Here is a 24,433-nt window from a genome sequence, read left to right on the forward strand (position 1 = left end):
GCTGTATCTCTTGTGGCGTCCCGACGCTTCGGGACCGCCACAAGAGGATGTCGCTACTGCCCGACCACCGGCAGGAAGGTCGTGGATAAGTAAAAACGTTTAGATTTTCATAATTGGCAGTTTAGATAAAGCTAGCGAAAGATTGATTTTTATGACGAATGATGGCGATATTGTAAACAAAATACTTCGTGCTCGAAACAATCACGAAAAGGAATATACAGTTACGGTAAACAAGCCAATAACAGCGCAATTTATTGAAAGAATGGGCAACGGAATCCCTATTTTGGATACGATTACAAGAAAATGTAAAGTAGAACAAATCAGTCAATTTATATTTAAAATTGTTTTGACACAAGGATTAAACCGTCAAATTCGTAGAAAGTCGGACTATTTAGGTTATGATGTGGTGGCGCTAAAACGTATTCGAATTATCAATATTTCATTGGATATTCCAATGGGAAGATTTCGTGATTTGACCGATGCAGAAATCCTTGAATTGAACCAACTTATTGAACCTAATAGCAAAACAGATGAAGCGAGTTTGCCAAAAATCGAACCTGTAAAACGAAGAACAGAATTTATCAAAAAAGACGATCCAAGATTTAAAAATCGAGGAGATTATTAAATAAAAAATCCCATTCTTATAGAATGGGATTTCCTTTTTACTTCTTACTTATAAATTCGTAATACAATGCTTTTGACAAGAAGTTTTTGTTTTGCTCATATTCTACATCCCCATGACTATCAAAATCATTTATGTAAGGAATTGATGAATCAGGAAAATATTGTTGACGATATTCTTCATTATAATTTAAAGTTTTCAAGAATTTGGGTTCTACTCCATTATTTACAGAAATATTATAAGATGTAATGATATTTCCCCAGTTAATAAAACTACATAACAATATCAAACCATATACACACCATAACATCTGATTAAAAAGAAAAGCATTTGTCTTTTGATTTTTAATTTTATAAAACGTAAATCCCAATCCAATTAGAGTTAAAACCAAAAAAGCGTATACTCCTAACCTTTTATATGTCAGCCCAAAATGAAGAATGTATTCTGTGTTTTTCACTACTGAACTTATTATTAATACTGCATTTAGGATAACCCAAATCTTAGCCAAACATTTTAAAAAGTTAGCTTTGGCATCAAAATTAAATCCTCTTTTAAAGTAAAATAAAATCACTCCAACTGCCATTATTATTGATATAATCACGGCGTTTACTCTATCGTGAGTTGCGGCGCTTAGTGCACTTGTTAATTCTTCCTTGAAAAATTGCTCATAATTATAGGTTCCTATAAAAACCAAAAGCATTAGGTTTAAAAGCACTAACGAAATCTCACCACTTTTACGCTCAAAATCAATATCTAAAAAAGAAAAACTAGGCGTAAAATCTTCCTTCGTTTCAGTTGAAAAATCGTTATTTAATAGATGGCTTTTAGAATATAAATATTCTGGAACCCAGTAATTCCAATAGCTGAAAGAAAAATAAAATCCTAAAATTGTAATGAATACTAAAGGCCAGAAATCGATATCCAACTCATAGTCTAATAATCCTGAAAAAGTATCACTTCCGTAAGAATAAGCTATAAAAAACAGCAAAATAAAACCGAATGGAATTAAGACATACGCGATTAATTTTTTGGTTCCATTATTATCAATTTTTGCTTGGGGCAACCATTGATTGAATAAAAAAGGTATTCCTAATGAAGTGATTCCAGTAATAATTAATGCTGGAATGGATTGAATGATTTTTAGTTTATTAATTTCATTTTGAAATTGCAGAAAAATCAAAGAAAAGAATAATGCTAAAAAAGAAAAGAAGTCAGCATACCAAGCAAATGCAAAACAAGAAAAAAGCGAACAGACAAATAATGTCTTAATCAAAATACTCTTTTTTTTGAATCGTATAAAAACCAAAATAGCCAATATAATTCCGAATAAAGCTAGATTAACTCCAATTGATTCATTGTAAAAAAGGAAAGAAAAAATGGCTGTGCAGCCTAAAATTAAATGGTGTTTTTTCATAATTAAAATATTAAAAGTACTTTGTTTTTCAAAGTAAAAAGGTAAAAAAATTAGTTATTAGTTCTCATTATTTTTTCAAGGCTGCTAATATGTTCTTTAAAAGCAGTTCGCCCATTATTAGTTAGTCGGTATGATGTTTTTGGTTTTTTATCAACAAATTCTTTTTTAATTTCAATATATCCTCCCTTCTCTAAAGCAGATGAATGACTTGCCAAATTACCATCTGTAATGTTTAATATCGTTTTCATCTCTGTAAAGTCAATCCAGTCATTAACAATCAACACAGACATAATACCCAATCTAACTCGGCTTTCAAAATCCTTATTTAACTTATCAATGATTCCCATTTAGGCTTTTATTTATGTTTTTTATACATTATAATTCCATAAACAATATGCAAAAAACCAAAACCAACAATCCAAAAAACAAGTCCCATTCCAAGATAAAAAAGGGAAATACACCCTAAAATCAGTTCACAATAGCCCAAATATTTAATATCTGAAAAAGTATATTTTTCAGCATTCAATAGAGCTAAACCGTAAAACAATAAAGTAGCTGGAGCAATTAATCCAAAAGAACCATGATATAAAAGTGAAGCACAAAAAATTCCACCAACGATTAAAGGAATTGCTAAATTCAATAACATGTTTTTTGTAGCATTCGTCCAAATTGGTAAATTATACTTTTTACTTTTTCTTATGGTAAAAAATATTCCAAAAGTAAAAGCCAATAACAAAACTATAAAAGCAATTATAGCTAACTCTATAATTAAATAATTACTGAATGATTTCAAATTATTATCAAAATAGTTAATTCCATTATTATCTAATAAATAGAAAGTATATACCGCTCCTATTACTGCAGAAATTCCTGCAAAAACGCCTGATAGTCCACTTAACGAAATAAATCTTGAGGAACGCTCCATCATGGATCGTATATGAGATAAATCTTCTTGATGCTTTTGATTCATAATTAAAGTACTTTGAAATGCAAAGCTAATAAATATATTTAGAATACAAAATATAAATATTGTTTTTTTACTTAATAAATTAGAATGAAATGGATTATTGAATTAATTAAGCCTTAAAAAAAGTAGTTTAAGGCTTAATTATTATTTACCAGCTAATTTTCTTTGTTCTCTTGCCAACAATGTATTTTTTAATAGCATTGCAATGGTCATTGGACCAACACCGCCCGGAACTGGAGTTATGAAAGATGCTTTTTTGCTTACATTTTCAAAATCAACATCACCTGTAATTACATATCCTTTTTCAGAAGTTTCGTCAGCAACTCGAGTAATACCAACGTCAATTACAACGGCACCATCTTTTACCATTTCTGCTTTTAGATAATTTGGAACTCCCAAAGCCGTAATAATAATATCGGCTTGAGTGGTAATTTGCGCTATGTTTTTTGTATAACTGTGCGTTAATGTAACGGTAGAATTCCCTGGAAATCCCTTTCTTCCCATCAAAATACTCATCGGACGACCTACAATATGGCTACGACCAATAACAACAGTGTGTTTTCCTTTGGTTTCAACATTGTAGCGTTCTAATAATTCTAAAATTCCAAAAGGAGTTGCAGGTATAAAAGTGGTCATATCCAATGCCATTTTACCAAAATTCTCAGGATGAAAACCATCGACATCTTTACTCGGATCAACAGCCATCAAGACTTTTTGAGTGTCAATTTGGTCTGGCAAAGGCAATTGAACTATAAATCCATCGATGTTGTCGTCTTCGTTTAACTCCTTAATTTTTTGAAGTAATTCGGTTTCGGAAGTCGTACTTGGCAAATTTATTAGTGTCGATTCAAAACCTACTCTTTCGCAGGCTTTAACTTTGCTTCCAACGTAAGTTAAACTTGCGCCGTCATTTCCAACGATAATTGCAGCCAAATGAGGCACTTTCTCGTTGTTGTCTTTCATCTTTTGTACTTCGGCCGTAATTTCGACCTTAATATCTTCAGATACTTTTTTTCCGTCTAGTAGTTGCATTGTTGTTGTTTGTAAAGTTTAAAGTTTAAGGTTAAAGGTTTAAAGTTCTTGATAGAACGAAAAAATTAAGCTAAAAACGGTTGTTGTTGTTGTTATGAAAAGTTTAAGGTTTAAAGTTTAAAGTTCTTGACAGAACGGAAAAAATTAAGCTAAAAACGGTTGTTGTATGTTATTGTTTTTTTTGACTTTCGACTTTCGACTTTAAGACATTCGACATTTTATTAAGACATTTGACTTAAAAAACTACCTCATTCCAGGCATTCCTCCCGTCATTCCGCCCATCATTTTCATCATGTTTTTTCCGCCAGGGCCTTGCATCATTTTCATCATTTTGCTCATTTGGTCAAACTGTTTCATCAATTGATTCACTTGTTCGATTTTAGTTCCGGAACCTTTTGCAATTCTGGTTTTTCTTTTCATATCAATAATTGCGGGCTTTGTTCTTTCTTTTGGCGTCATGGAATGAATAATTGCCTCAATGTGTTTGAAAGCATCATCTTCAATTTCTACATCTTTCATTGCTTTTGTAGCTCCGGGAATCATTCCGACTAAGTCTTTCATGTTTCCCATTTTTTTGACTTGCTGAATTTGAGAAAGGAAATCATCAAAACCGAATTCGTTTTTGGCAATTTTCTTTTGAATTTTTCTCGCTTCTTCTTCGTCATATTGCTCTTGCGCTCTTTCAACCAACGACACAACATCACCCATTCCAAGGATTCGTTCCGCCATACGTTCTGGATAGAAAATGTCAATTGCTTCCATTTTTTCACCAGTTCCTACAAATTTAATAGGTTTGTTAACCACCGATTTTATAGAAATAGCAGCTCCCCCACGAGTATCACCGTCTAATTTGGTAAGGATTACCCCATCAAAATTTAATATATCATTGAATGCTTTTGCAGTATTTACCGCATCTTGTCCCGTCATTGCATCAACTACAAATAACGTTTCTTGAGGTTGAATTGCTTTGTGAACACGTGCAATTTCATCCATCATTTGAGCATCAACAGCAAGACGACCAGCGGTATCGACAATTACAACATTGTACCCTTTTTCTTTGGCATATTTAACTGCATTTTGTGCAATTTCAACAGGATTATTGTTTCCTAATTCAGAATATACTTCAACACCAATTTGACTTCCTACCACGTGCAACTGATTGATTGCCGCAGGACGATACACATCACACGCAACTAAAAGTGGATTTTTATTCTTTTTAGTTTTAAGAAAATTAGCTAATTTCCCCGAGAAAGTAGTTTTTCCAGAACCTTGCAAACCCGACATCAAAATTACGGTTGGCGCTCCAGAAAGATTAATTCCCGCAACTTCACCACCCATTAATTCGGTTAGTTCGTCTTTGACTAATTTAACTAATAATTGTCCCGGTTGTAAAGTCGTTAATACATTTTGTCCGATAGCTTTTTCTTTTACTTTTGTAGTAAAATCTTTTGCTATTTTAAAGTTAACATCGGCATCTAATAAGGCACGGCGAACTTCTTTTAATGTTTCGGCAACATTAATTTCTGTTATTTTTCCATGTCCTTTTAGTATATGAAACGCTTTGTCTAATTTATCACTTAAATTATCGAACATAATTGTACTTGTTTATTGAAATGCAAATATAAGATAAAGTTGGAAAGCGTCAAAGGTTCAAAGTAGCAAAATTAAAGTTGATTTATTGGAACAATTAAAATCTTAAAAAGATTTGGAAATTAATAATTAATTCAATTTATTTGAAAGGTATAAATTAATAAAAATAAATAATTATGAAAGTTAAATTTTTAGTAATCACTTTTGTGTTGATAAGTATTTCTTGTTTTTCACAATCGCCTTTGAGTATTGAAAAAGATTTTTGGTCTGGTATTGCAATTCATCAAAATGGTAAAAAAATAAGCATAGATGAAGCTAAAAAAGTAGTAAACAATTCGGAAATTGCTATGAAATTAAATGATGCTCAATTTAATAGAACAATTGGAGCAGTTATTTCATATCCTTGTGCTTTCGCCTTTGGATATACAATTGGACTTTCAACAGGAAATAATGATAGAGTAAAACCCAATTGGACTGTAGGCGGAATTGGAGCTGTTGGAATGATAATAGGAATAATATTAGAAGGAAAAGGAAATAAGCAACTCAAGGAAGCTGTAGAAACTTACAACAATGGTATTTCTAAAAACACGAGTTCAATAAACCCAGAATTTTTCGTAACTTCCTCCGAAAATGGCATCGGAATCTCCATGCGATTTTAAAATAAAACTACATTCTCTCTGGAACTTGAATGCCTAAAAGTTGGAACGCCGATGCAATGGTGTCGGCCACTTTTTTAGACAATTGTACTCGGAATATTTTTTCCACCAAATCATTGGAACCTAAAATAGGCACCGCTTGATAGAACGAATTGTACTCGCGAACCAAGTCATAGGTGTAGTTGGCAATTAATGCAGGGCTGTGATTTTGCGCCGCATTTTGAATTACTTCCGGAAATAATTCCAATTGTTTCAACAATTCTTTTTCCTTTTCGTGCAAAGTTTCTATGGCTGTTTTTGCATAAAAATCGAAGTTGGCTTTGCGAATAATCGATTGGATTCTCGCATACGTATATTGGATAAATGGCCCTGTATTCCCAGCAAAATCAACGGATTCTTCGGGGTCAAATAGGATTCTCTTTTTAGGATCGACTTTCAAAATGTAGTATTTCAAGGCACCCAAACCGATGGTGTTATATAATTTGGCTTTTTCTTCGGCAGAATAGCTTTCTAATTTCCCTAAATCTTCGGAAATTTTCTGAGCCGTTTCGGTCATTTCATTCATCAAATCATCCGCATCGACAACAGTTCCTTCGCGACTTTTCATTTTACCAGAAGGTAAATCTACCATTCCATACGACAAATGAAATAGGTTTTTAGACCACTCGAAACCTAATTTTTTTAAGATTAAAAACAGGACTTTAAAATGATAATCTTGCTCGTTTCCAACGGTGTAAACCATACCGCCAACGTCTGGGAAGTCCTTTACACGCTGGATTGCGGTTCCAATATCTTGTGTCATATATACGGCAGTTCCATCCGAACGAAGGACGATTTTTCTGTCCAAACCATCGGGAGTCAAATCAATCCAAACCGAACCATCAGAATCTTTCTCGAAAATTCCTTTTTCCAACCCAATTTGAACGACATCTTTTCCTAATAAATAGGTGTTGCTTTCGTAGTAATAACTGTCAAAATCAACGCCTAAATTCTTGTAAGTTATTGCAAAACCATCATAAACCCATTGGTTCATCGTTTTCCAAAGTGAAATAACTTCAGCATCGCCAGCTTCCCATTTCAATAGCATTTCTTGTGCTTCAAGGATAATTGGCGCTTGCTTTTTAGCCTCATCTTCCGATTTTCCTTCGCTCATTAATTGCGCAATTTCTTCATTATAGACTTTGTCAAAAGCAACATAAAAATTACCAACTAATTTATCGCCTTTCAATCCTGAATTTTCTGGAGTTTGTCCGTTTCCGAATTTTTGCCACGCCAACATTGACTTGCAAATATGAATTCCTCGATTGTTGACGATTTGCGTTTTATACACTTTTTTTCCTGATGCTTTGATGATTTCGGCAACAGAATATCCTAATAAATTGTTACGAACGTGCCCTAAATGCAAAGGTTTATTAGTGTTTGGCGAAGAATATTCGACCATAACCGCTGCTTCATTTGGATTTGGAGTTACAAAACCAAATTTAGGATTGTCTTTTATTTCATTGAAGAATTTCAGATAATATGCATCTGAAATCACAATATTTAAAAACCCAGAAACCACATTATACGTTTTAACTTCCGAGATATTTTCTACTAAATAGGTTCCGATTTTGTTTCCCAATTCAACGGGATTGCTTTTTATAACTTTCAGTAAGGGGAAAATTACCATCGTAATATCTCCTTCAAAATCCTTGCGTGTCGATTGAAATTCGATTTTGTCAATTGCTACATCAAATAGCGATTGGATTGCTTTTTCAATTGATGGCGTAAGTAGTTGCGATAATGTCATTTTTGGTATCTTATTTTAAGTGGTCAAAGATAGTTATAATGTGGGAATTTGAAAATTGAAATTTTAAGATATTTTAGAAACAAAAAATCCGCCTTGAAAATATCAAAACGGATTTTTTAAATAGTATTGAAATTGTGTTTATTCCGTTGTATTTAGTTTACTATTTTTTCGGCTATAGCCAAAATAAATTACTAAACCTATCAAAAGCCAAATCGTAAAATAAATCCAATTCCAAACACTTAGTTCCGCCATCATATACAAGCAAGAAATTAATCCCAATAACGGAATTAGCGATAAATTTTGACGGTACGACCAAACTGTTAATCCTAACAAGGTAATTATGAAAATCCACATTGGAATTTTATGCTTAAAAAGACTGAAACCCGTTTCAAATTTTTGAGAATCTGAAATTGGTAATGCTTTAATAACCGCTTCATACTGCGTTTTATTATCATAGTATTTGCTCAAAATAACTTCCAAATCAGGTTGCGAAGTGGTGCTGTTATTTTTATCAAAACCAGCCAAATAGGAATAAACCAATTCCGATTGTGTTTTGTCCAATGAAGTTACAATATCCTCAGGACTATTAATTTTCTTTTCATTAGTAATGAAATCCATCGTGCTTTTAGTGTTGTATTTAAAAGCATAAAATAATCCTGCCACTAATAAAACTGGAATAACAAATTTTGAATTCACGTACGGCGTTTTGAATTTCCCACGAGGAATATCTGTTTTATTTTGCAATACCAAAACCCCCGCACAAACCAATACAAACGCAAATAAAGTTCCAATACTGCATAAATCTGTTACCATTGTAAGGTTCAAAAACAACGCTGGAATGGCTACGACAAATCCTGTTACAACCGTTGCATACGATGGCGTTTTGAATTTTGGATGCACTCTTGAGAATTTTTTCGGCAACAATCCATCACGGCTCATACTCATCCAAATTCGAGGTTGTCCCATTTGGAATACCAATAAAACGCTCGCCATTGCTATCACCGCAGAAACACCAATTATGGCGGACATTACTTTTAAATCTAATTTTTCGAATACAAATAATAATGGATCTCCGACATTCAGTTCAGAATAATGAACCATTCCAGTGAGTACTAATGCAATTGCAATGTATAAAACCGTACATATTATTATCGCCCACATCATTCCACGAGGTAAATCTCGTTGTGGATTTTCGCATTCTTCAGCAGTTGTAGAAATGGCATCAAAACCAATATAAGCAAAAAATACAGCAGAAACACCTTTCAAAATTCCACCAACGCCATTTGGTGCAAAAGGTTGCCAATTGTCAACATCTACATAAAAAACACCGACAGCAATTACCAATAAAATGATGCATAATTTCACTAAAACCATTGCATTACTTGCATTTCGTGACTCTTTCATTCCACGATATACCAATGCCGTAATTAAAACAATAATTCCCAAGGCAGGTAAATCTGCAACAATGTGGAAGTTTCCAATTACTGGAGAAGTCGTCCAAGCCGTATAAGCCGCTTGCATTCCTGAACTCAAATTTTCAAAGGATTTTCCGCTTTGCATTAAAGCCGTTGCATCCTTGAAACCATTGGAAGCGGTCAAATAATCCATTTGAACCCAATCGGCTAAAACTTGCAAATGCAAATCATATTTATGGTTCAAATTATTTATAATATTATTCATTAAACTAGTGAAATAATCACTCCACGAAATGGCAACTGTAATATTTCCAATTGCATATTCCATAATTAACGCCCAACCAATAATCCAGGCGATTAATTCTCCAAAAGCAACATAAGAATAGGTATACGCACTTCCCGAAACAGGTACCATCGACGCAAATTCAGCATACGCAAAAGCGGCAAAACTACACGCAATTGCAGTAAATAGAAACAAGAAAATTACAGCGGGACCACCATCAAAACTTGCTTTTCCAATCGTACTAAAAATTCCAGCACCTATAATTGCAGCAATTCCAAAAGCAGCTAAATCTCTAGTTTTTAAATGCTTACCAAGAGAATTATGTCCGTCGGCTTCGTTTTTAGCTACTTGCTTTAATATGTCTTGAACTGTTTTTTTTCGAAATAAATTGGAGAAATTCATGGTATTTATTCTGTATGACTAATTTAAATAATTAACGCTTTGATAAATTATAAAAACAAATATATAAAACTTAGCGATATTTAAATTGAAGAAGCTCAAAAATTGATTAAATAAAAAAGGTGAACTGTTGCCAGATCACCTTCTTAAAAACAAATTAGATAGTAATTAAATTATACTAAATCATAGCGGTCAAGGTTCATCACTTTGGTCCATGCAGCAATAAAGTCAATAACAAACTTCATTTGCGCATCGCCACTTCCATAAACTTCTGCAATCGCTCTTAACTCTGAATTAGACCCAAAAATAAGATCTACTCGTGTTCCAACCCATTTGATTGCGCCAGTTTTACGATCGGTGCCTATAAATGCATCATCAGATTCTGAAACCGCTTTCCAAGTTGTGCCCAAATCAAGAACATTTACAAAGAAATCGTTAGTTAAAAACTCTGGATTTTTTGTAAAAATACCCGTTTGAGAAATATCAAAGTTGGTATTTAAAACTCGCATACCTCCAACAAGAACAGTCATTTCAGGTACTGTTAAAGTTAATAATTGCGCTTTATCAATAAGCATTTCTTCTGCCGAAATGGTATATTTTGTTTTAACATAGTTTCTAAATCCGTCTGCTTGAGGCTCTAGAACTGCAAATGATTCTACATCCGTTTGTTCTTGCGATGCATCGGTACGTCCTGATTTAAATGGCACTGTTACATCGAGGCCTGCATTTTTTGCTGCCTTTTCAATACCTGCACTTCCTCCTAATACAATTAAGTCAGCAATTGAAACTTGTTTGCCTCCTTTATTAGCGCTGTTAAAATCTTTTTGTATGGATTCAAGCGTATTAAGTACTTTTTGTAGTTGCGATGGATTGTTAACTTTCCAATCTTTTTGAGGTTCCAAGCGAAGACGACCACCATTGGCACCACCACGTTTGTCTGAACCACGGAAAGTGGATGCTGCTGACCAAGCTGTTCCTACCAATTGTGAAACAGATAAGTCTGAAGCCAAAATTGTAGCTTTTAACGAAGCTATATCATTTTCGTCAATTAATTGATGTGTTACTGCTGGAATAGGATCTTGCCAAATTAATTCTTCAGTAGGAACTTCAGATCCTAAATAGCGTGCTTTTGGACCCATATCACGGTGTGTTAACTTGAACCAAGCTCTAGCAAATGCATCATTAAATTCAGCTGGATTCGCTAAAAAGCGTCTTGCTATTTTTTCATATGCAGGATCAAATCTTAGAGATAAATCGGTCGTCAACATAAACGGTTGATGACTTTTTGTTGGGTCGTGTGCATCGGGAACCAACCCTGCTCCTACCCCATTTTTTGGTCTCCATTGGTGTGCACCTGCCGGACTCTTTGTTAATTCCCACTCATATCCAAATAAGTTTTCTAAATAATTATTGCTCCATTTAGATGGCGTTGTAGTCCATGCACCTTCTAATCCACTGGTAATTGTATCAGCACCATTTCCCGTTCCAAAACTATTTTTCCATCCTTTGCTTTGCACTTCTATACCTGCTGCTGCTGGTTCTACACCCACATACTTATCTGGATTTGCTGCACCGTGGGTTTTTCCTAATGTGTGTCCGCCAGCACTTAAAGCTACCGTTTCTTCATCATTCATTGCCATACGAGCAAAAGTTTCACGAATATCATGAGCTGCCAATACTGGGTCTGGATTTCCGTTGGGTCCTTCTGGATTTACATATATTAATCCCATTTGAACTGCGGCAAGTGGCTGTTCTAATTCGCGTTCGCCATTATAACGATTGTCGCCTAACCACTCTCGTTCCGAACCCCAATAAATATCTTCGTTTGGTTCCCAGACATCTTCACGTCCACCAGCGAAACCAAAAGTTTCAAAACCAGCCGACTCTAAGGCGCAGTTACCCGCTAATATAAATAAATCAGCCCAAGAAATTTTTAGACCATATTTTTGTTTGATAGGCCACAATAACAAACGTGCTTTATCTAAGTTGGCATTGTCTGGCCAGCTATTTAATGGAGCAAAACGTTGCGTTCCTGCACCAGATCCACCACGACCGTCGGCAATACGATAGGTGCCGGCACTGTGCCACGCCAATCTTATGAATAATCCACCATAAAAACCATAATCGGCCGGCCACCAATCCTGAGAAGTAGTCATTAAATCATTGATATCTTGTTTTAAAGCAACATAATCTAAAGAATTGAACTCTTCGGCATAGTTAAACGTCTCACCCATTGGATTGGATAACGAAGAATGTTGGCGTAATATATTCAATTTCAACTGATTTGGCCACCAATCACGGTTTGTTGGAGAAGATCCTGCAGCTTGTTTCGCATGAGTACCACCACCACCAGAAAAAGGGCATTTGCTTTCTCCGTTCACGTTGTAGGATGTAGTGCTCGGGTTTGTTTTATTTTCCATATTGTAATTAATTTTATAATTTATAATACAAATTTACAAAGTTCTATCTATGTAAAAAAATATTTTAATAGATAAAAACTATAGTTTTAAGTTGAAATACTATACTAAAATTTTAAAAAAAAAATAAATCTCTAAACCTTTGGATACTGTTAAAGTAAAATTTAGATGAAAGCCCCAAGCAAGCTAAATTAAAATTAAACAAAAAAACAATTTGTTAAAAACTATCGTTATTTAAGGTGTAAAACCATTTTTAAAACAATTTATTGATTTATTTGTCCTTACTAATTTTTTTTAAATAAAACAGCAACCCCGATTTTAAATTAACAATCATTCAACAATTGTTAATTAATCAAAATCGCATGTTATATAGCAACATATTCAAAATATATTAATAGATTTGAAAACTGATGAGAAATAATTAGAAAATACTTAGTTCCATCACTTACTGTAATCACTAACTATAATAGATTTAACCGATGCTTAAAAAAACACTGTCCCTACTTACTTTATTCCTCTTAATTTTTATGTCTTCAGAGACATTTGCTCAAAACAGAAAAAAAACTAACGCAGAAGTTCCTATTGCTGCAAAAATGGATGCCAAACCAAGCGACACTAAGAAGGAGCCTAAGCCTTACAAAAAAGTAATTGATTCAACCGCAATAACTCAAAGAGGATTGATCGATGTGCATAAAATAGACAATAAATATCTTTTTGAAATTCCCGAATCCTTATTAGGAAGTGAAATTATGACAATTACTCGATATTCTAAAACACCCGCAGGAGGTGGGATTTTTGGAGGTGAAGAAATCAATAGGCAAGTAGTTCGATGGGAAAAAGGATTGAACAATAATATTCTCCTTCGCTCCATTACTTATGTTATTATGTCTCCCGATGAAGACAAACCAATGGCACAAGCAGTTAAAAACTCCAATTCAGATCCAATTATTGGAAACTATGATGTACTTGCATATAAAAAAGATGAGTCAGGAAAAATCACAGGCTATGTAGTTGATTTAACACCAACATTTGATGCTGATGTTCAAACTTTTTCGTTAGATCCAATTAAAAAACAGTTATTAAACATTCAAACGTTTCAAAAAGACAAATCATTTATCTCTAAAATAAGTAGTTTTCCAATAAATACTGAAATTAGAAGTGTAAAAACATTTACTACCACACCACCAAAAATTAACACAACACCAACTCCGAAAATTGGAGTTGATTTACCAGCTGCTTTGGATGCGGGAGTAATTACGTTAGAAATAAATACGTCAATGATTTTATTGCCTAAAAAACCGATGCGCAAACGAGAATTTGACGCTCGTGTTGGATTTTTCGCAAATCAATTTGATGTTTTTGAAGAAGAATCTCAAAAATCAGATACCAAAGTTTTTGCAGTTAGATGGCGTTTAGAGCCAAAATCTGAAGAGGATGCTCAAAAACAAAAAAAGGGAGAATTAATCGAGCCCTTGAAACCGATAGTATATTATATTGATCCAGCCACTCCCGAAAAATGGAAACCATTTATCAAGCAAGGTATAAACGATTGGCAGGTTGCCTTTGAAAATGCAGGCTGGAAAAATGCAATTCGCGGAGAATATTGGCCAGAAAATGATCCAACAATGAGCTTAGAAGATGCCCGTTTTTCTGTGTTGAGATATTTTGCAGCAGATATTCAAAATGCTTATGGACCAAATGTTCACGATCCTAGAAGTGGTGAAATTTTAGAGAGCCATATTGGCTGGTATCACAATATCATGAGTCTATTACGGAACTGGTATTTGATCCAGACTGCCGCAGTAGATCCAGCTGCAAGAAATAAAAAGTTTGATGATAAATTAATGGGAGAGTTAATTCGTTTCGTTTCTTCACATGAAGTGGGTCATACATTAGGATTGCGTCACAATATGGGAGCAAGCTCTGCCACTCCTGTTGAAAAATTAAGAGATAAAGAATACCAAAGGTTAAACGGACACACCTCGTCTATAATGGATTACGCTCGTTTTAATTATGTAGCGCAACCAGAAGATGGCGTTACTAGCTTGTTTCCTAGAATTGGAGATTATGACAAATGGGCTATTAAATGGGGTTACTCGTATTTTGAAGATACAAAAACTGAAGCAGAAGAAAAAGCATTTTTAAATGAAATGACTAAGGAAGCTTACAAAAACCGTCGTTTATGGTTTGGGTCTGAATCTAGTCCATACGATCCTAGATATCAAACAGAAGATATTGGTGACAATGCAATGAGAGCCTCTGAATATGGCATTAAAAACCTAAAAAGAATTCTGCCAAATTTATTGAAATGGTCTAAAGAAGATGGAGAAAGTTACGCTGAACTTGACGAACTGTACGGCGCACTTACTGGACAATTTAGAAGATATATGGGTCACGTTACTAAAAATGTTGGTGGAATCTATGATAGTCCAAAAACATATGATATGACGGGTGACCAATTCCAAGTCGTTCCAAAGAGCATTCAAAAAGATGCCGTAACATTCTTGAACACACAATTATTTAATACTCCTAAATGGCTGTTAGACCAAAGCATTCTTTCAAAGATTAATCCAGAAAATGGTGTTGAAGCTATCAAAGCAATGCAGGATGCTACACTAAATAGCTTGTTTGCAGGAGATCGAATGGTTCGACTTTTAGAATCATCCTCTATAAATAAAGACAACTATTCAATAGATGAATTAATGAATGATTTGAATAAAGGAATTTTCACTGAATTGAAAAACAAAAATTCTATTGATATCTTCCGAAGAAATATCCAAAAGTTATACGTCGATAAGATGATTGAATTACTAAATCCTCGAATAGCAACTGTAAGATCTGTTCCTGTGGGAGTAACTTACGGATATAATACTAGAACTGTCAATCTAGCTCAAACCGATTTGCCTTCTATTGTTAGAGGTCAGCTTATCAATTTAAAAAATGATTTAAAATTGTCCGTTTCAAAAATGACTGACCGATTGAGTAAATATCATGTACTCGATTTGATATCTAGAATTAATATGGCTTTAGATCCCAATAAAAAGTAAATTGAGATAAAAATTAGAAATCTACTAAAAGTAGTTATAAAAATAAAAGAGGCTGTTCTTATCGAACAGCCTCTTTTGTTATGTAATCCCACTAAAAAGCGGGATAAGCGATTCACATCACGACAAAAGCGTGAGTTCTCTACTTATTTAACTTCTTCGTAGTCTACATCTTGAACATTGTCACCTTGCGCTTCTTGTGGTTGCGCTTCAGCTTGCTGACCTTGTTCTCCTTGAGCGTACATAGCTTCTGTAGCTACTTTCCAAGCTGCATTGATATTGTCTAATCCTGATTGGATTGCTGTAATATCTTGAGACTGGTGTGCCATTCTCAATTCTGTCAATGCATATTCGATTGCTGTTTTGTTGTCATCAGATAATTTATCACCTAATTCTTTCAATTGGCTTTCCGTTTGGAAAATCATTCCATCAGCTTCGTTCAATTTTTCAACTCTTTCTCTTGCGATTTTATCTGCTCCAGCATTTGCTTCAGCATCTTTTTTCATTCTTTCGATTTCTTCAGATGTCAATCCAGAAGAAGCTTCGATACGAATATCATGAGATTTTCCTGTTCCTTTGTCTGTTGCAGAAACTTTGATGATACCATTCGCATCAATATCAAAAGTAACCTCAATTTGAGGAACTCCTCTTGGCGCTGGTGGAATACCGTCTAAGTTAAAACGACCGATAGTTTTGTTATCAACTGCCATGGTTCTTGCACCTTGAAGAACGTGTAGTTCAACTGTTGGTTGAGAATCTGCAGCTGTAGAGAATATTTGTGATTTTTTTGTTGGAATAGTTGTATTCGACTCAATTAATGTAGTCATAACACCACCCATAGTTTCAATTCCTAATGATAAAGGTGTAACGTCCAATAACAATACATCTTTTACATCTCCAGAAAGAACTCCACCTTGAATAGCCGCTCCAATTGCCACAACCTCATCAGGATTTACACCTTTTGACGCTTTTTTACCAAAGAATTTTTCAACTTCTTCAGCAATTTTTGGCATACGTGTAGAACCACCAACTAAGATCACTTCATCAATATCAGAAACAGATAAACCTGCATCTTTCAACGCTTTTGCAACTGGTGCCATAGAACGTTTTACTAATGAATCCGACAATTGCTCAAATTTAGCTCTTGTCAATTTTTTAACTAAGTGTTTTGGTCCTGAAGCCGTAGCAGTAACGTAAGGCAAATTGATTTCTGTTTCAGCAGAAGATGACAATTCGATTTTCGCTTTTTCAGCAGCTTCTTTAATCCGTTGTAATGACATTGGGTCAATACGCAAATCTATTCCTTCTTCAGCATTGAATTCATCTGCCAACCAGTCAATGATTGTTTGGTCAAAATCGTCTCCACCTAAATGTGTATCTCCATTTGTTGACAATACTTCAAAAACTCCGTCTCCTAATTCCAAAACAGAAATATCAAAAGTACCACCACCTAAATCGTAAACAGCAATTTTTTGATCTACTCCTTTTTTATCTAAACCGTATGCTAACGCAGCAGCAGTAGGCTCGTTGATAATACGCATTACTTTCAAACCAGCAATTTCACCTGCTTCTTTCGTAGCCTGACGTTGTGCATCGTTAAAGTAAGCTGGAACAGTAATAACTGCTTCCGTAACGGTTTGACCTAAATAGTCTTCAGCCGTTTTTTTCATTTTTTGAAGTGTCATTGCTGACAATTCTTGTGCCGTATACAAACGACCATCAATATCTACACGAGGTGTATTGTTGTCTCCTTTTACTACAGAATACGGAACTCTTTTGGCTTCAGCTGTAATTTCAGCGAAAGAATGTCCCATAAAACGTTTGATAGAAGCAACCGTTTTCGTTGGATTGGTTACCGCTTGTCTTTTTGCAGGATCTCCAACTTTGATTTCACCGCCTTCTACAAAAGCAATTACAGATGGCGTTGTTCTTTTTCCTTCTGCATTAGGAATTACAACTGCTTCATTACCTTCCATTACAGAAACACAAGAGTTGGTTGTTCCTAAATCAATTCCAATTATTTTACCCATTTTAATTCTATTTAAATTTAATTTTAATTTCTAAACTCAATTTCCTTAAGTCAATCTTTGTGCCATTGTATCTTTACGTTATAATTGTCAGTTTTCAATATAAAGTAATAATTAAAATTATGACATTCTGACACAATGGTAATCTACTTGTGCTGAAACCAATTGGAGCCACCATCAAAATAGGCTTTGAATTTTGAATTTACAGGAGTTCCGTGCATTACATTCTGGTAATAATATTTTCGTAAAACATAGTTAAATATACCCATGTCTCCGGTAAAGGCTGTGGTATTATCAAAATTATAAGCTTCATGGACTTTCCAAATTGATTCGATTAAGGGTTTGATTATTTGAATATTACCACCTATTATTCCACAATTTAATAATTGATGTGATTGAAATGCAGACTCAATTTCAGAGTAATCATCTATACGAGTTCTTAAATGGGAGCCGTGAAGTTGCATCCATTCATTATTCCAAATCGTTTGTTCGTCACCACAAAAAACAAAATCAGAATTTTCGACGAATAAAGGTTGGATAAATGGATTTTTTAAAACCAGAACGTCAGAAACATCTGTAACAAATAAGGAATCTATTTTATCGAAGTATTTATTTAAAAATTGACAGTATAAAGAATACCTAAAAACATTTGGATTAAAACGAATATCATGTATTATTTTAATAAAAATAAGATGGTTAGATTGGTATTTTGATAGCGTTGAATCAGAAAAATTATTATGAAAAATAATGGCTTGAAGATTCAATTTTGAAATTGATTCGGCCCATTTTTCAATAATTGAAAAATCGTCATCTAAAAGCACTTGATTTCTATTTACATCGTAAACACCCGTAATATGGCACCCCAATATAAGTTTATTTGACAATTGAAGGTTTGGAGGAATTTTCAATTAACTCAAATTATTTGATTTAACTTTTGCGCTTATGCTATTTGGATTATTTCTGTAATATATATAAGTTCTTAAATCCAACTTATCAACAAAATACATTTTTTCTGCACGTTCGTAAAAATGAGCGTCAGCTCCGTACATATTAATAAAATTTAAGTTTTTAAATACCTCTTTTTTTCCAAATAAAGTTGCGAAAAGTATGCAATCATCCACATGAACAACTTCATTTGGATTAAAACGATCTGGCACATAATAATCCGATTCTTTATTTACAACCGTTTCTGTTGTTGAAGCAATAAGATCCAACGAATTTATTTCAGACAAACACAATTCCAAGTGATTTGTTTTGTATTCATCATCAGCATCTATTACTGTAATGTAGTCACTATTAGTAAGTAAAACCCCTCGGTTTATTGATTCCGATTGGCTACAATTTTTATGACGTATGTAAGTAATTTTATTTTCATTTAGAATTGCATATTCTAAAATTGATTGATTAGAGCCATTAGTACTTCCATCGTCAATTATTAATAATTCAAAATCTTGGAAAGTTTGATTTAATACCGAATCAATAGCCCTTTTTACCATATTAAATGGAGTATTATAAACTGACATAATAACTGCTACTTTATGTATTTTTTTCATAAAATGAATAAAAACCAAAAATAACTACTTAAAAAGTAGAATTATGAAATAACATATTAAATAATAAACAACAAATTGATAATTGAATGCACTAAAAAAATGTCTGTTTTGGTTCAACACATATTGAAGTGCTTGTTATTTTTAGTTTTTGTAAACCCAACTTATTTTTGCACCAGATGCAATTTGAAATTAGAATCTGAAATAAATTCAAATTGATAAAATAGAAAATTTAAGGTTAAAATACCGTTGCTCGCATGAAGGGTGGCAGCGGAAATCCTCTGTGGAGCAAAGCGCAACAGAAATTGCAGCGAACGACCTGACCCGAAGTTTTTACGAAGGGGCATGCCCAAAAAAAGCTACAATTTCTTTCTATCTGCTACATATTTCGTTAATATCAGACCATATTTTGATTTTGCAACTTTTGGTGACATCGATTTTTGAATGGTATCCAAATACTTAATCGTTGCATCATTAATTTCAGATATAGCTATATAAGGCGCTACTTCATACTCTTTATTGGTTACCGCAAAATTAATTGCATAAAGGTATTTTCTCTTTAATATGCCATTGGATTTTTCATCAATTGAAGCAATTAAATTGGTTTGTTTATTCTTTAACGCTTTTATTTTTGCAACGGTAAGTTCTAATTGTTGGTCGTTGTATTTGGAACTTATTTTCTTGAAATTTTCATATAATTCATTGTTCTTGGATCCTGTTACGACTGCTTTTGAATAAAAATATTCCAGTTCGGTAGCGATGTTGATTTTTCCTGGCTCTGCAAAAAACATCAAATTATTGTCTCCAGAATTCGTTTCTCCACGGTCTAAAAATAAGTACAACATTTCTGGTGATTTCAAATTTATATTGCTTTCAAATGCCGATTTTCCATCAATTTTTATACTGTCTAAAGTAACATACGTGCTATCACCCGATTTTTTTAAATACAAAGTTCCTTTTTGCAACCCTTTGATATTTCCTGTAATTTGTAAGTTGGCATCGCCATTTTTACTACAAGAAGATATTATAAATAGAGAGAAAATGGCAATAATTGAATTTTTCATAGTTTGTTATTTGAGCGCAAAATAAAGAAATTATCTTCAAAATACGGTAAATCCAAAGATTTATTATGCTTTTATTTTAGTAGCCAGTTTTGGTTTATAATCTTTCTATGTGTAATTTTTTGAAGCTGCACTTTGTTTTTTTGTCACAAATTTCTACAGATTTTCTAAATAAAAAATTTGTGATAATTTGTGAAATTTGTGTTTAACTTTTTCAAATCCTTTTGCTCGTTCCAAGTTTATAAATCTCTATAACAAAAAAACTCCTTAATTTCAGGAGTTTTAATCTAATCAAGTTTATTTTTTATATAATATTTACCGTCTAAGTCTTCGTCGAATTCGTCAATTTTAATTGGTTTTGGTTTTGGCTTTCCAGCATTTGCTTTCTTTTTCCATAACTCAAATTTATCTGTCGGAAGTTTCTTTTTCATAATTTCAAGAACTTCTTTTTCTCCCAATCCAAATTCCTTTTTAATTATTTCAAAAGGATTTCGTTCTTCTAAAGCTAAACTTATCAATTTTTCGTTTTGAGCCCAAGTTAATTCAATATTTTTACTCTTTTTCATTATTTTGAAAATAAATTCGGTGATGTATTTAGTTAGTAATTGTTTTTATACTTCAATATTAATAAAAAAAACAATACCTTTTTAAGTTGCAATTACTTTTTTTAATTTTTTATTGTTTTCCAAATGATTGCAGTTTTTGGAATGGTATTTTCAATAAATTTCCGACTCTATTATTTTTTTCTAATTCCATGTGTGTATCAATTCCATAGACAATGTCATCTCTTTTAATCGTTGAAAATGTTCCAAAAAGTCTGTCCCAAATTGAAAATATATTTCCATAATTGCTATCGGTGTGCGGCATAATATAATGGTGGTGCACTTTATGCATGTCTGGCGAAACGATGACATAACTTAGTAACTTGTCAATTTTAACAGGTAAAGTAATATTGGCATGGTTGAATTGCGAAAGCACTACTGAAGCCGATTGGTATAAAAAAACCATCCACATTGGGGCACCTACAATAACAACTGCCAATGTTGTAAATACAAATCGGACAATACTTTCTCCAGGGTGATGGCGGTTCGCAGTAGTTGTATCTACCCAAATATCCGAATGATGCACTAGGTGAAATCGCCATAAAAACTTTACTTTATGCTCTACAAAATGAACCAAATATGCCCCTATTAAATCCAGCAATAGCAATCCAATAATCAGATAAATCCAAGTATTTATTCCCGATACGAGTTGCAAAATTCCAAAATGATTTTCTACAGTCCATTTAGAAGTCCAAAGCAAGATAAATGCCATCAAGAAGTTCACGATTATAGTAGTTATCGTAAAGAAAATGTTGATTCCTGCATGCTGCCATTTTTTATATTTCAGCATAAATAAAGGATTTATTGTTTCTACCAACCAGAAAAAAGCAATTCCTCCTGTCAAAATCAATGCTCTGTGTACCGAAGATATTGTTTCAAAATAATGGATTATCTCGTTCATTTTTTTTATAAATGTAGTAATACTACTCGTTATTTCAAATTAATGCAATAAAAAAAGGACTAATCCCTAAATAATTAGTGTAATTTACACAATAGTACGAAAGGTCAAATTAATTCTCGAACCAATAGGCTTTGCGGTTTTAGGAATTTGGTGTTTCCAAAAATGCTGTGTTGTTCCTTTCATCAATAATAAACTTCCATGTTCCAAAAGAATTTTTAATTTCAAATTTTTGTCTTTATTATGTTGCAAATGAAAGTACCGCTCTGCTCCAAAACTAAGTGACGCAATTACAGGATTTTTCCCTAATTCCTTTTCGTTATCGGCATGCCAACCGTTGCTATCTTTTCCATCGCGATACAAATTGAGTAATAGAGTTGTGAATTCGGTTGCTGAAACGGCTGCTACTTTCTGTTTTAAATCCAAAAGTACCGTATTCCAAGAATGGGGTTGCATTATTATATTAGAATAGGAATACGATTTTCCATCATTGCCGAAAAGTGCTGTTAAACGGGGTTGAGCATGAACTTTTCCATATACTTTGATGGCGTCTTGCTGCCAAGGAATGCTCTGAAGTAATTCTTGAAATAATAAATCTGATTGTATCACATCAATAAAATGCGGATAATAAACGATTTCTGCATCGGGTACATTGAAATAAATAGGTTTTGATGTATTTTCAAATAGCGATTCCAATATTAAGAATAAAATTTTTGAGTTTAAGCACCTTTATTATTGGTGAAATGCTTTGTTAAATAAATAGAATTTACACCAAATATAAAAATATTAGTAATTATTATCGGCCAGGAGGTTTCCAACATAAATCCATAAACAATGAAAAGAATAGCACCAACAGAATTTATAGTTCTTAAAGTGATAATATTCTTCATAAGAAAGGAAATCATGAGTACTAGAGATGCTAAATAACCTATCCATTCAGTGGGTGTAATATTAAACATGTGCTATTAATTTAGTTTATAAATGTATTTTATGATTAATGGTATTTCTTAAAACGAACTTACCGTTTTTCTAATTGCGACTAATTTGATCATCAAGGCTTCAAAATAATCTAAATGCAACATGTTGGCTCCGTCACTTTTTGCATTGGCAGGATCAAAATGTGTTTCGATAAAGATACCGTCAACACCTATGGCAATTCCAGCTTTCGCAATGGTTTCAATCATGTCAGGGCGACCACCGGTAACTCCCGCTGTTTGATTGGGTTGTTGCAGCGAATGGGTAACATCGAGAACGGTAGTTGCGTACTGTTGCAGCGTTGGGATTCCACGAAAATCAACTATCATGTCTTGATACCCAAACATCGTTCCTCTGTCGGTAACCATCACATTTTGATTGTGACAATCCAATACTTTTTGAACCGCATGTTTCATACTTTCTGGACTCATGAATTGTCCTTTTTTCAAGTTTACTACTTTTCCAGTATTGGCTGCGGCCACAACTAAATCGGTTTGGCGCACTAAAAAAGCTGGTATTTGCAATACATCTACATATTCCGCAGCCATTAAAGCATCTTCATTGGTGTGTATATCCGTTACCGTTGGAACCCCAAAAGTTTCAGAAACTTTTCGTAAAATTTTCAAGGCTTTCTCATCTCCAATTCCTGAAAAACTATCAATTCTAGAGCGATTTGCTTTTTTGAACGACCCTTTAAACACGAAAGGGATTTCTAATTTATCGGTAATTCCTACTAATTTCTCAGCGATTCTCAAAGCCATTTCTTCGCCTTCAATAGCGCAAGGCCCTGCCAATAGAAAAAAGTTACCGCTATTAGAATGTTTTATTTGTGGAATTGTATGTATGTTCATAGTATGATTTTATTGCTGCTGCAAATATAGTTATGAATTATGAATTATGAATTATGAATTGTTATGTTTTAGTTGTGCATATTTAGGTTTTGGATTGTCAATACGGTTGGTGCATCCTATTTTTTAACTCGAAAGGCGCAAATGGGAAATTAATTATGAATGATGAATTATAAGTTATGAATGCTTGGAATTGTCTTTTTTAAATTCTATCTTGAGACTTTAAAACTTTCGACATTTCTTGGTCTATCATCTATTCGTCTTTTATTTAACTAGTCCAAATCCAATTGGCACGAGCAAATCTCCTTTTTCGTAACTATTCAAATAGAGTTTTACCGGCTGTTTTAGTCCAACCCAAGTTACTTCATAAATAGCAAGAAAACCGCCACCCATTTCACTGTTTTTTGTAGGAAACGGACAACAAACCTCTATTTTTTTAAAGAATAATTTCTCGCCTTTAGGCCCAGTCAACGCATTCAAATAGCGTTGTGGGTTGATTGCTTCGTCTTTGGTATTTCTATAAAAAACATTGATGGGGTAATCTTTATTATAACCATATTTAGGGTCATTGCTAAATTGTGTAATTACAAAAGTATTATTTGCAGTCAATTGTGGAATTGATGCTTTATCATTTACATTTTTTAAGGTCGATTTTGTACTCACACACGAGACCGCACTAATTAGAATTGCGATTAGAAGAGCTATGGATTTAATTTTCATTTTACAGTTGTTTTTTTTAATGCTATAAAGATACTATTTTTGTTAAAATTATTAAAATGAATTTTCTCTTTGGATATGCTAACTTTACCCGCATAAAAAGTTAAGAATAAAAACCTTAATTTTA

20 protein-coding genes and 1 pseudogene are annotated in these 24,433 nt (G+C 33.4%); 3 read left to right on the forward strand and 18 right to left on the reverse strand.

What is annotated here, in order from left to right; translation table 11 throughout:
• Window positions 1-103: 103 nt before the first annotated feature.
• A pseudogene (locus tag AC9UEH_RS08525) lies at window positions 104-625 on the forward strand (pseudouridine synthase); the annotation flags it as partial.
• Window positions 626-662: 37 nt separating this feature from the next.
• Here AC9UEH_RS08525 and AC9UEH_RS08530 read toward each other — a convergent pair.
• From AC9UEH_RS08530 to ffh, 5 genes are all read right to left on the reverse strand, one after another.
• On the reverse strand, window positions 663-2,036 hold the full coding sequence (locus AC9UEH_RS08530) for a DUF4153 domain-containing protein (RefSeq protein WP_509530759.1): 1,374 nt from the start codon (window positions 2,034-2,036) through the stop codon (window positions 663-665).
• Between the two features lie 50 nt (window positions 2,037-2,086).
• Window positions 2,087-2,383 carry a winged helix-turn-helix domain-containing protein gene (locus tag AC9UEH_RS08535; protein WP_509530761.1) on the reverse strand — a complete coding sequence of 99 codons (297 nt, stop codon included), beginning with the start codon at window positions 2,381-2,383 and terminating at the stop codon, window positions 2,087-2,089.
• Window positions 2,384-2,391: 8 nt separating this feature from the next.
• Window positions 2,392-3,006 (reverse strand): hypothetical protein, encoded by a 615-nt coding sequence (locus AC9UEH_RS08540; RefSeq protein ID WP_509530763.1) that lies wholly within the window; start codon window positions 3,004-3,006, stop codon window positions 2,392-2,394.
• A gap of 141 nt (window positions 3,007-3,147) precedes the next feature.
• Window positions 3,148-4,035 carry a bifunctional 5,10-methylenetetrahydrofolate dehydrogenase/5,10-methenyltetrahydrofolate cyclohydrolase gene (locus AC9UEH_RS08545; protein WP_509530765.1) on the reverse strand — a complete coding sequence of 296 codons (888 nt, stop codon included), beginning with the start codon at window positions 4,033-4,035 and terminating at the stop codon, window positions 3,148-3,150.
• 243 nt (window positions 4,036-4,278) lie between these two features.
• Complete coding sequence (ffh, locus tag AC9UEH_RS08550) at window positions 4,279-5,628, reverse strand: signal recognition particle protein (RefSeq protein ID WP_509530767.1); 1,350 nt, start codon at window positions 5,626-5,628, stop codon at window positions 4,279-4,281.
• Between the two features lie 173 nt (window positions 5,629-5,801).
• On the opposite strand from ffh, the gene AC9UEH_RS08555 reads away from it, so the two are divergent.
• Window positions 5,802-6,284 carry a hypothetical protein gene (locus tag AC9UEH_RS08555; RefSeq protein WP_509530769.1) on the forward strand — a complete coding sequence of 161 codons (483 nt, stop codon included), beginning with the start codon at window positions 5,802-5,804 and terminating at the stop codon, window positions 6,282-6,284.
• Between the two features lie 7 nt (window positions 6,285-6,291).
• Here AC9UEH_RS08555 and argS read toward each other — a convergent pair whose 3' ends face one another.
• The 3 genes from argS to katG form a co-directional block, all read right to left on the reverse strand.
• The gene (gene argS / locus AC9UEH_RS08560; RefSeq protein ID WP_509530771.1) at window positions 6,292-8,070 is read right to left on the reverse strand and encodes an arginine--tRNA ligase; all 1,779 of its coding nucleotides are present in this window, start codon (window positions 8,068-8,070) and stop codon (window positions 6,292-6,294) included.
• 138 nt (window positions 8,071-8,208) lie between these two features.
• Window positions 8,209-10,170, reverse strand: a complete 1,962-nt coding sequence (locus tag AC9UEH_RS08565; protein ID WP_509530773.1) for an amino acid permease — start codon at window positions 10,168-10,170, stop codon at window positions 8,209-8,211.
• Window positions 10,171-10,340: 170 nt separating this feature from the next.
• Entirely contained in the window at window positions 10,341-12,587 is a 2,247-nt protein-coding gene (katG, locus tag AC9UEH_RS08570) for a catalase/peroxidase HPI (RefSeq protein ID WP_509530775.1), read from the reverse strand.
• A gap of 524 nt (window positions 12,588-13,111) precedes the next feature.
• On the opposite strand from katG, the gene AC9UEH_RS08575 reads away from it, so the two are divergent.
• On the forward strand, window positions 13,112-15,631 hold the full coding sequence (locus tag AC9UEH_RS08575) for a zinc-dependent metalloprotease (RefSeq protein WP_509530777.1): 2,520 nt from the start codon (window positions 13,112-13,114) through the stop codon (window positions 15,629-15,631).
• A 143-nt stretch (window positions 15,632-15,774) separates the two neighbouring features.
• Here the strand turns inward: AC9UEH_RS08575 and dnaK are convergent, their stop codons facing one another.
• The 10 genes from dnaK to AC9UEH_RS08625 all read right to left on the reverse strand — a co-directional run bounded on the left by dnaK (window position 15,775) and on the right by AC9UEH_RS08625 (window position 24,309).
• Window positions 15,775-17,658, reverse strand: coding sequence for a molecular chaperone DnaK (dnaK, locus tag AC9UEH_RS08580; RefSeq protein ID WP_509530779.1), 1,884 nt, complete (start codon window positions 17,656-17,658; stop codon window positions 15,775-15,777).
• 143 nt (window positions 17,659-17,801) lie between these two features.
• Window positions 17,802-18,539: a hypothetical protein gene (locus AC9UEH_RS08585; RefSeq protein WP_509530781.1), complete on the reverse strand. Its 738-nt coding sequence runs from the start codon at window positions 18,537-18,539 to the stop codon at window positions 17,802-17,804.
• 24 nt (window positions 18,540-18,563) lie between these two features.
• Window positions 18,564-19,208: a glycosyltransferase family 2 protein gene (locus AC9UEH_RS08590; RefSeq protein ID WP_509530783.1), complete on the reverse strand. Its 645-nt coding sequence runs from the start codon at window positions 19,206-19,208 to the stop codon at window positions 18,564-18,566.
• Between the two features lie 356 nt (window positions 19,209-19,564).
• Window positions 19,565-20,269 (reverse strand): DUF4369 domain-containing protein, encoded by a 705-nt coding sequence (locus AC9UEH_RS08595; protein WP_509530785.1) that lies wholly within the window; start codon window positions 20,267-20,269, stop codon window positions 19,565-19,567.
• A 284-nt stretch (window positions 20,270-20,553) separates the two neighbouring features.
• Window positions 20,554-20,832, reverse strand: a complete 279-nt coding sequence (locus AC9UEH_RS08600) for a TIGR03643 family protein (protein ID WP_509530787.1) — start codon at window positions 20,830-20,832, stop codon at window positions 20,554-20,556.
• Between the two features lie 109 nt (window positions 20,833-20,941).
• Window positions 20,942-21,769, reverse strand: a complete 828-nt coding sequence (locus tag AC9UEH_RS08605) for a sterol desaturase family protein (RefSeq protein WP_509530789.1) — start codon at window positions 21,767-21,769, stop codon at window positions 20,942-20,944.
• An 84-nt stretch (window positions 21,770-21,853) separates the two neighbouring features.
• A complete protein-coding gene (locus AC9UEH_RS08610) occupies window positions 21,854-22,462 on the reverse strand; it encodes an alpha-ketoglutarate-dependent dioxygenase AlkB family protein (RefSeq protein ID WP_509530791.1) in 609 nt (202 codons plus the stop codon).
• A 23-nt stretch (window positions 22,463-22,485) separates the two neighbouring features.
• A complete protein-coding gene (locus AC9UEH_RS08615) occupies window positions 22,486-22,656 on the reverse strand; it encodes a hypothetical protein (RefSeq protein WP_509530793.1) in 171 nt (56 codons plus the stop codon).
• Window positions 22,657-22,773: 117 nt separating this feature from the next.
• The gene (gene kdsA / locus AC9UEH_RS08620; RefSeq protein ID WP_509530795.1) at window positions 22,774-23,592 is read right to left on the reverse strand and encodes a 3-deoxy-8-phosphooctulonate synthase; all 819 of its coding nucleotides are present in this window, start codon (window positions 23,590-23,592) and stop codon (window positions 22,774-22,776) included.
• A 261-nt stretch (window positions 23,593-23,853) separates the two neighbouring features.
• Window positions 23,854-24,309, reverse strand: coding sequence for a 2-dehydro-3-deoxyphosphooctonate aldolase (locus AC9UEH_RS08625; RefSeq protein WP_509530796.1), 456 nt, complete (start codon window positions 24,307-24,309; stop codon window positions 23,854-23,856).
• Between the last annotated feature and the right edge of the window lie 124 nt (window positions 24,310-24,433).

Origin of the sequence: Flavobacterium sp. (assembly GCF_040402835.1) — a bacterium.
Taxonomy (GTDB): Bacteria; Bacteroidota; Bacteroidia; order Flavobacteriales; family Flavobacteriaceae; genus Flavobacterium.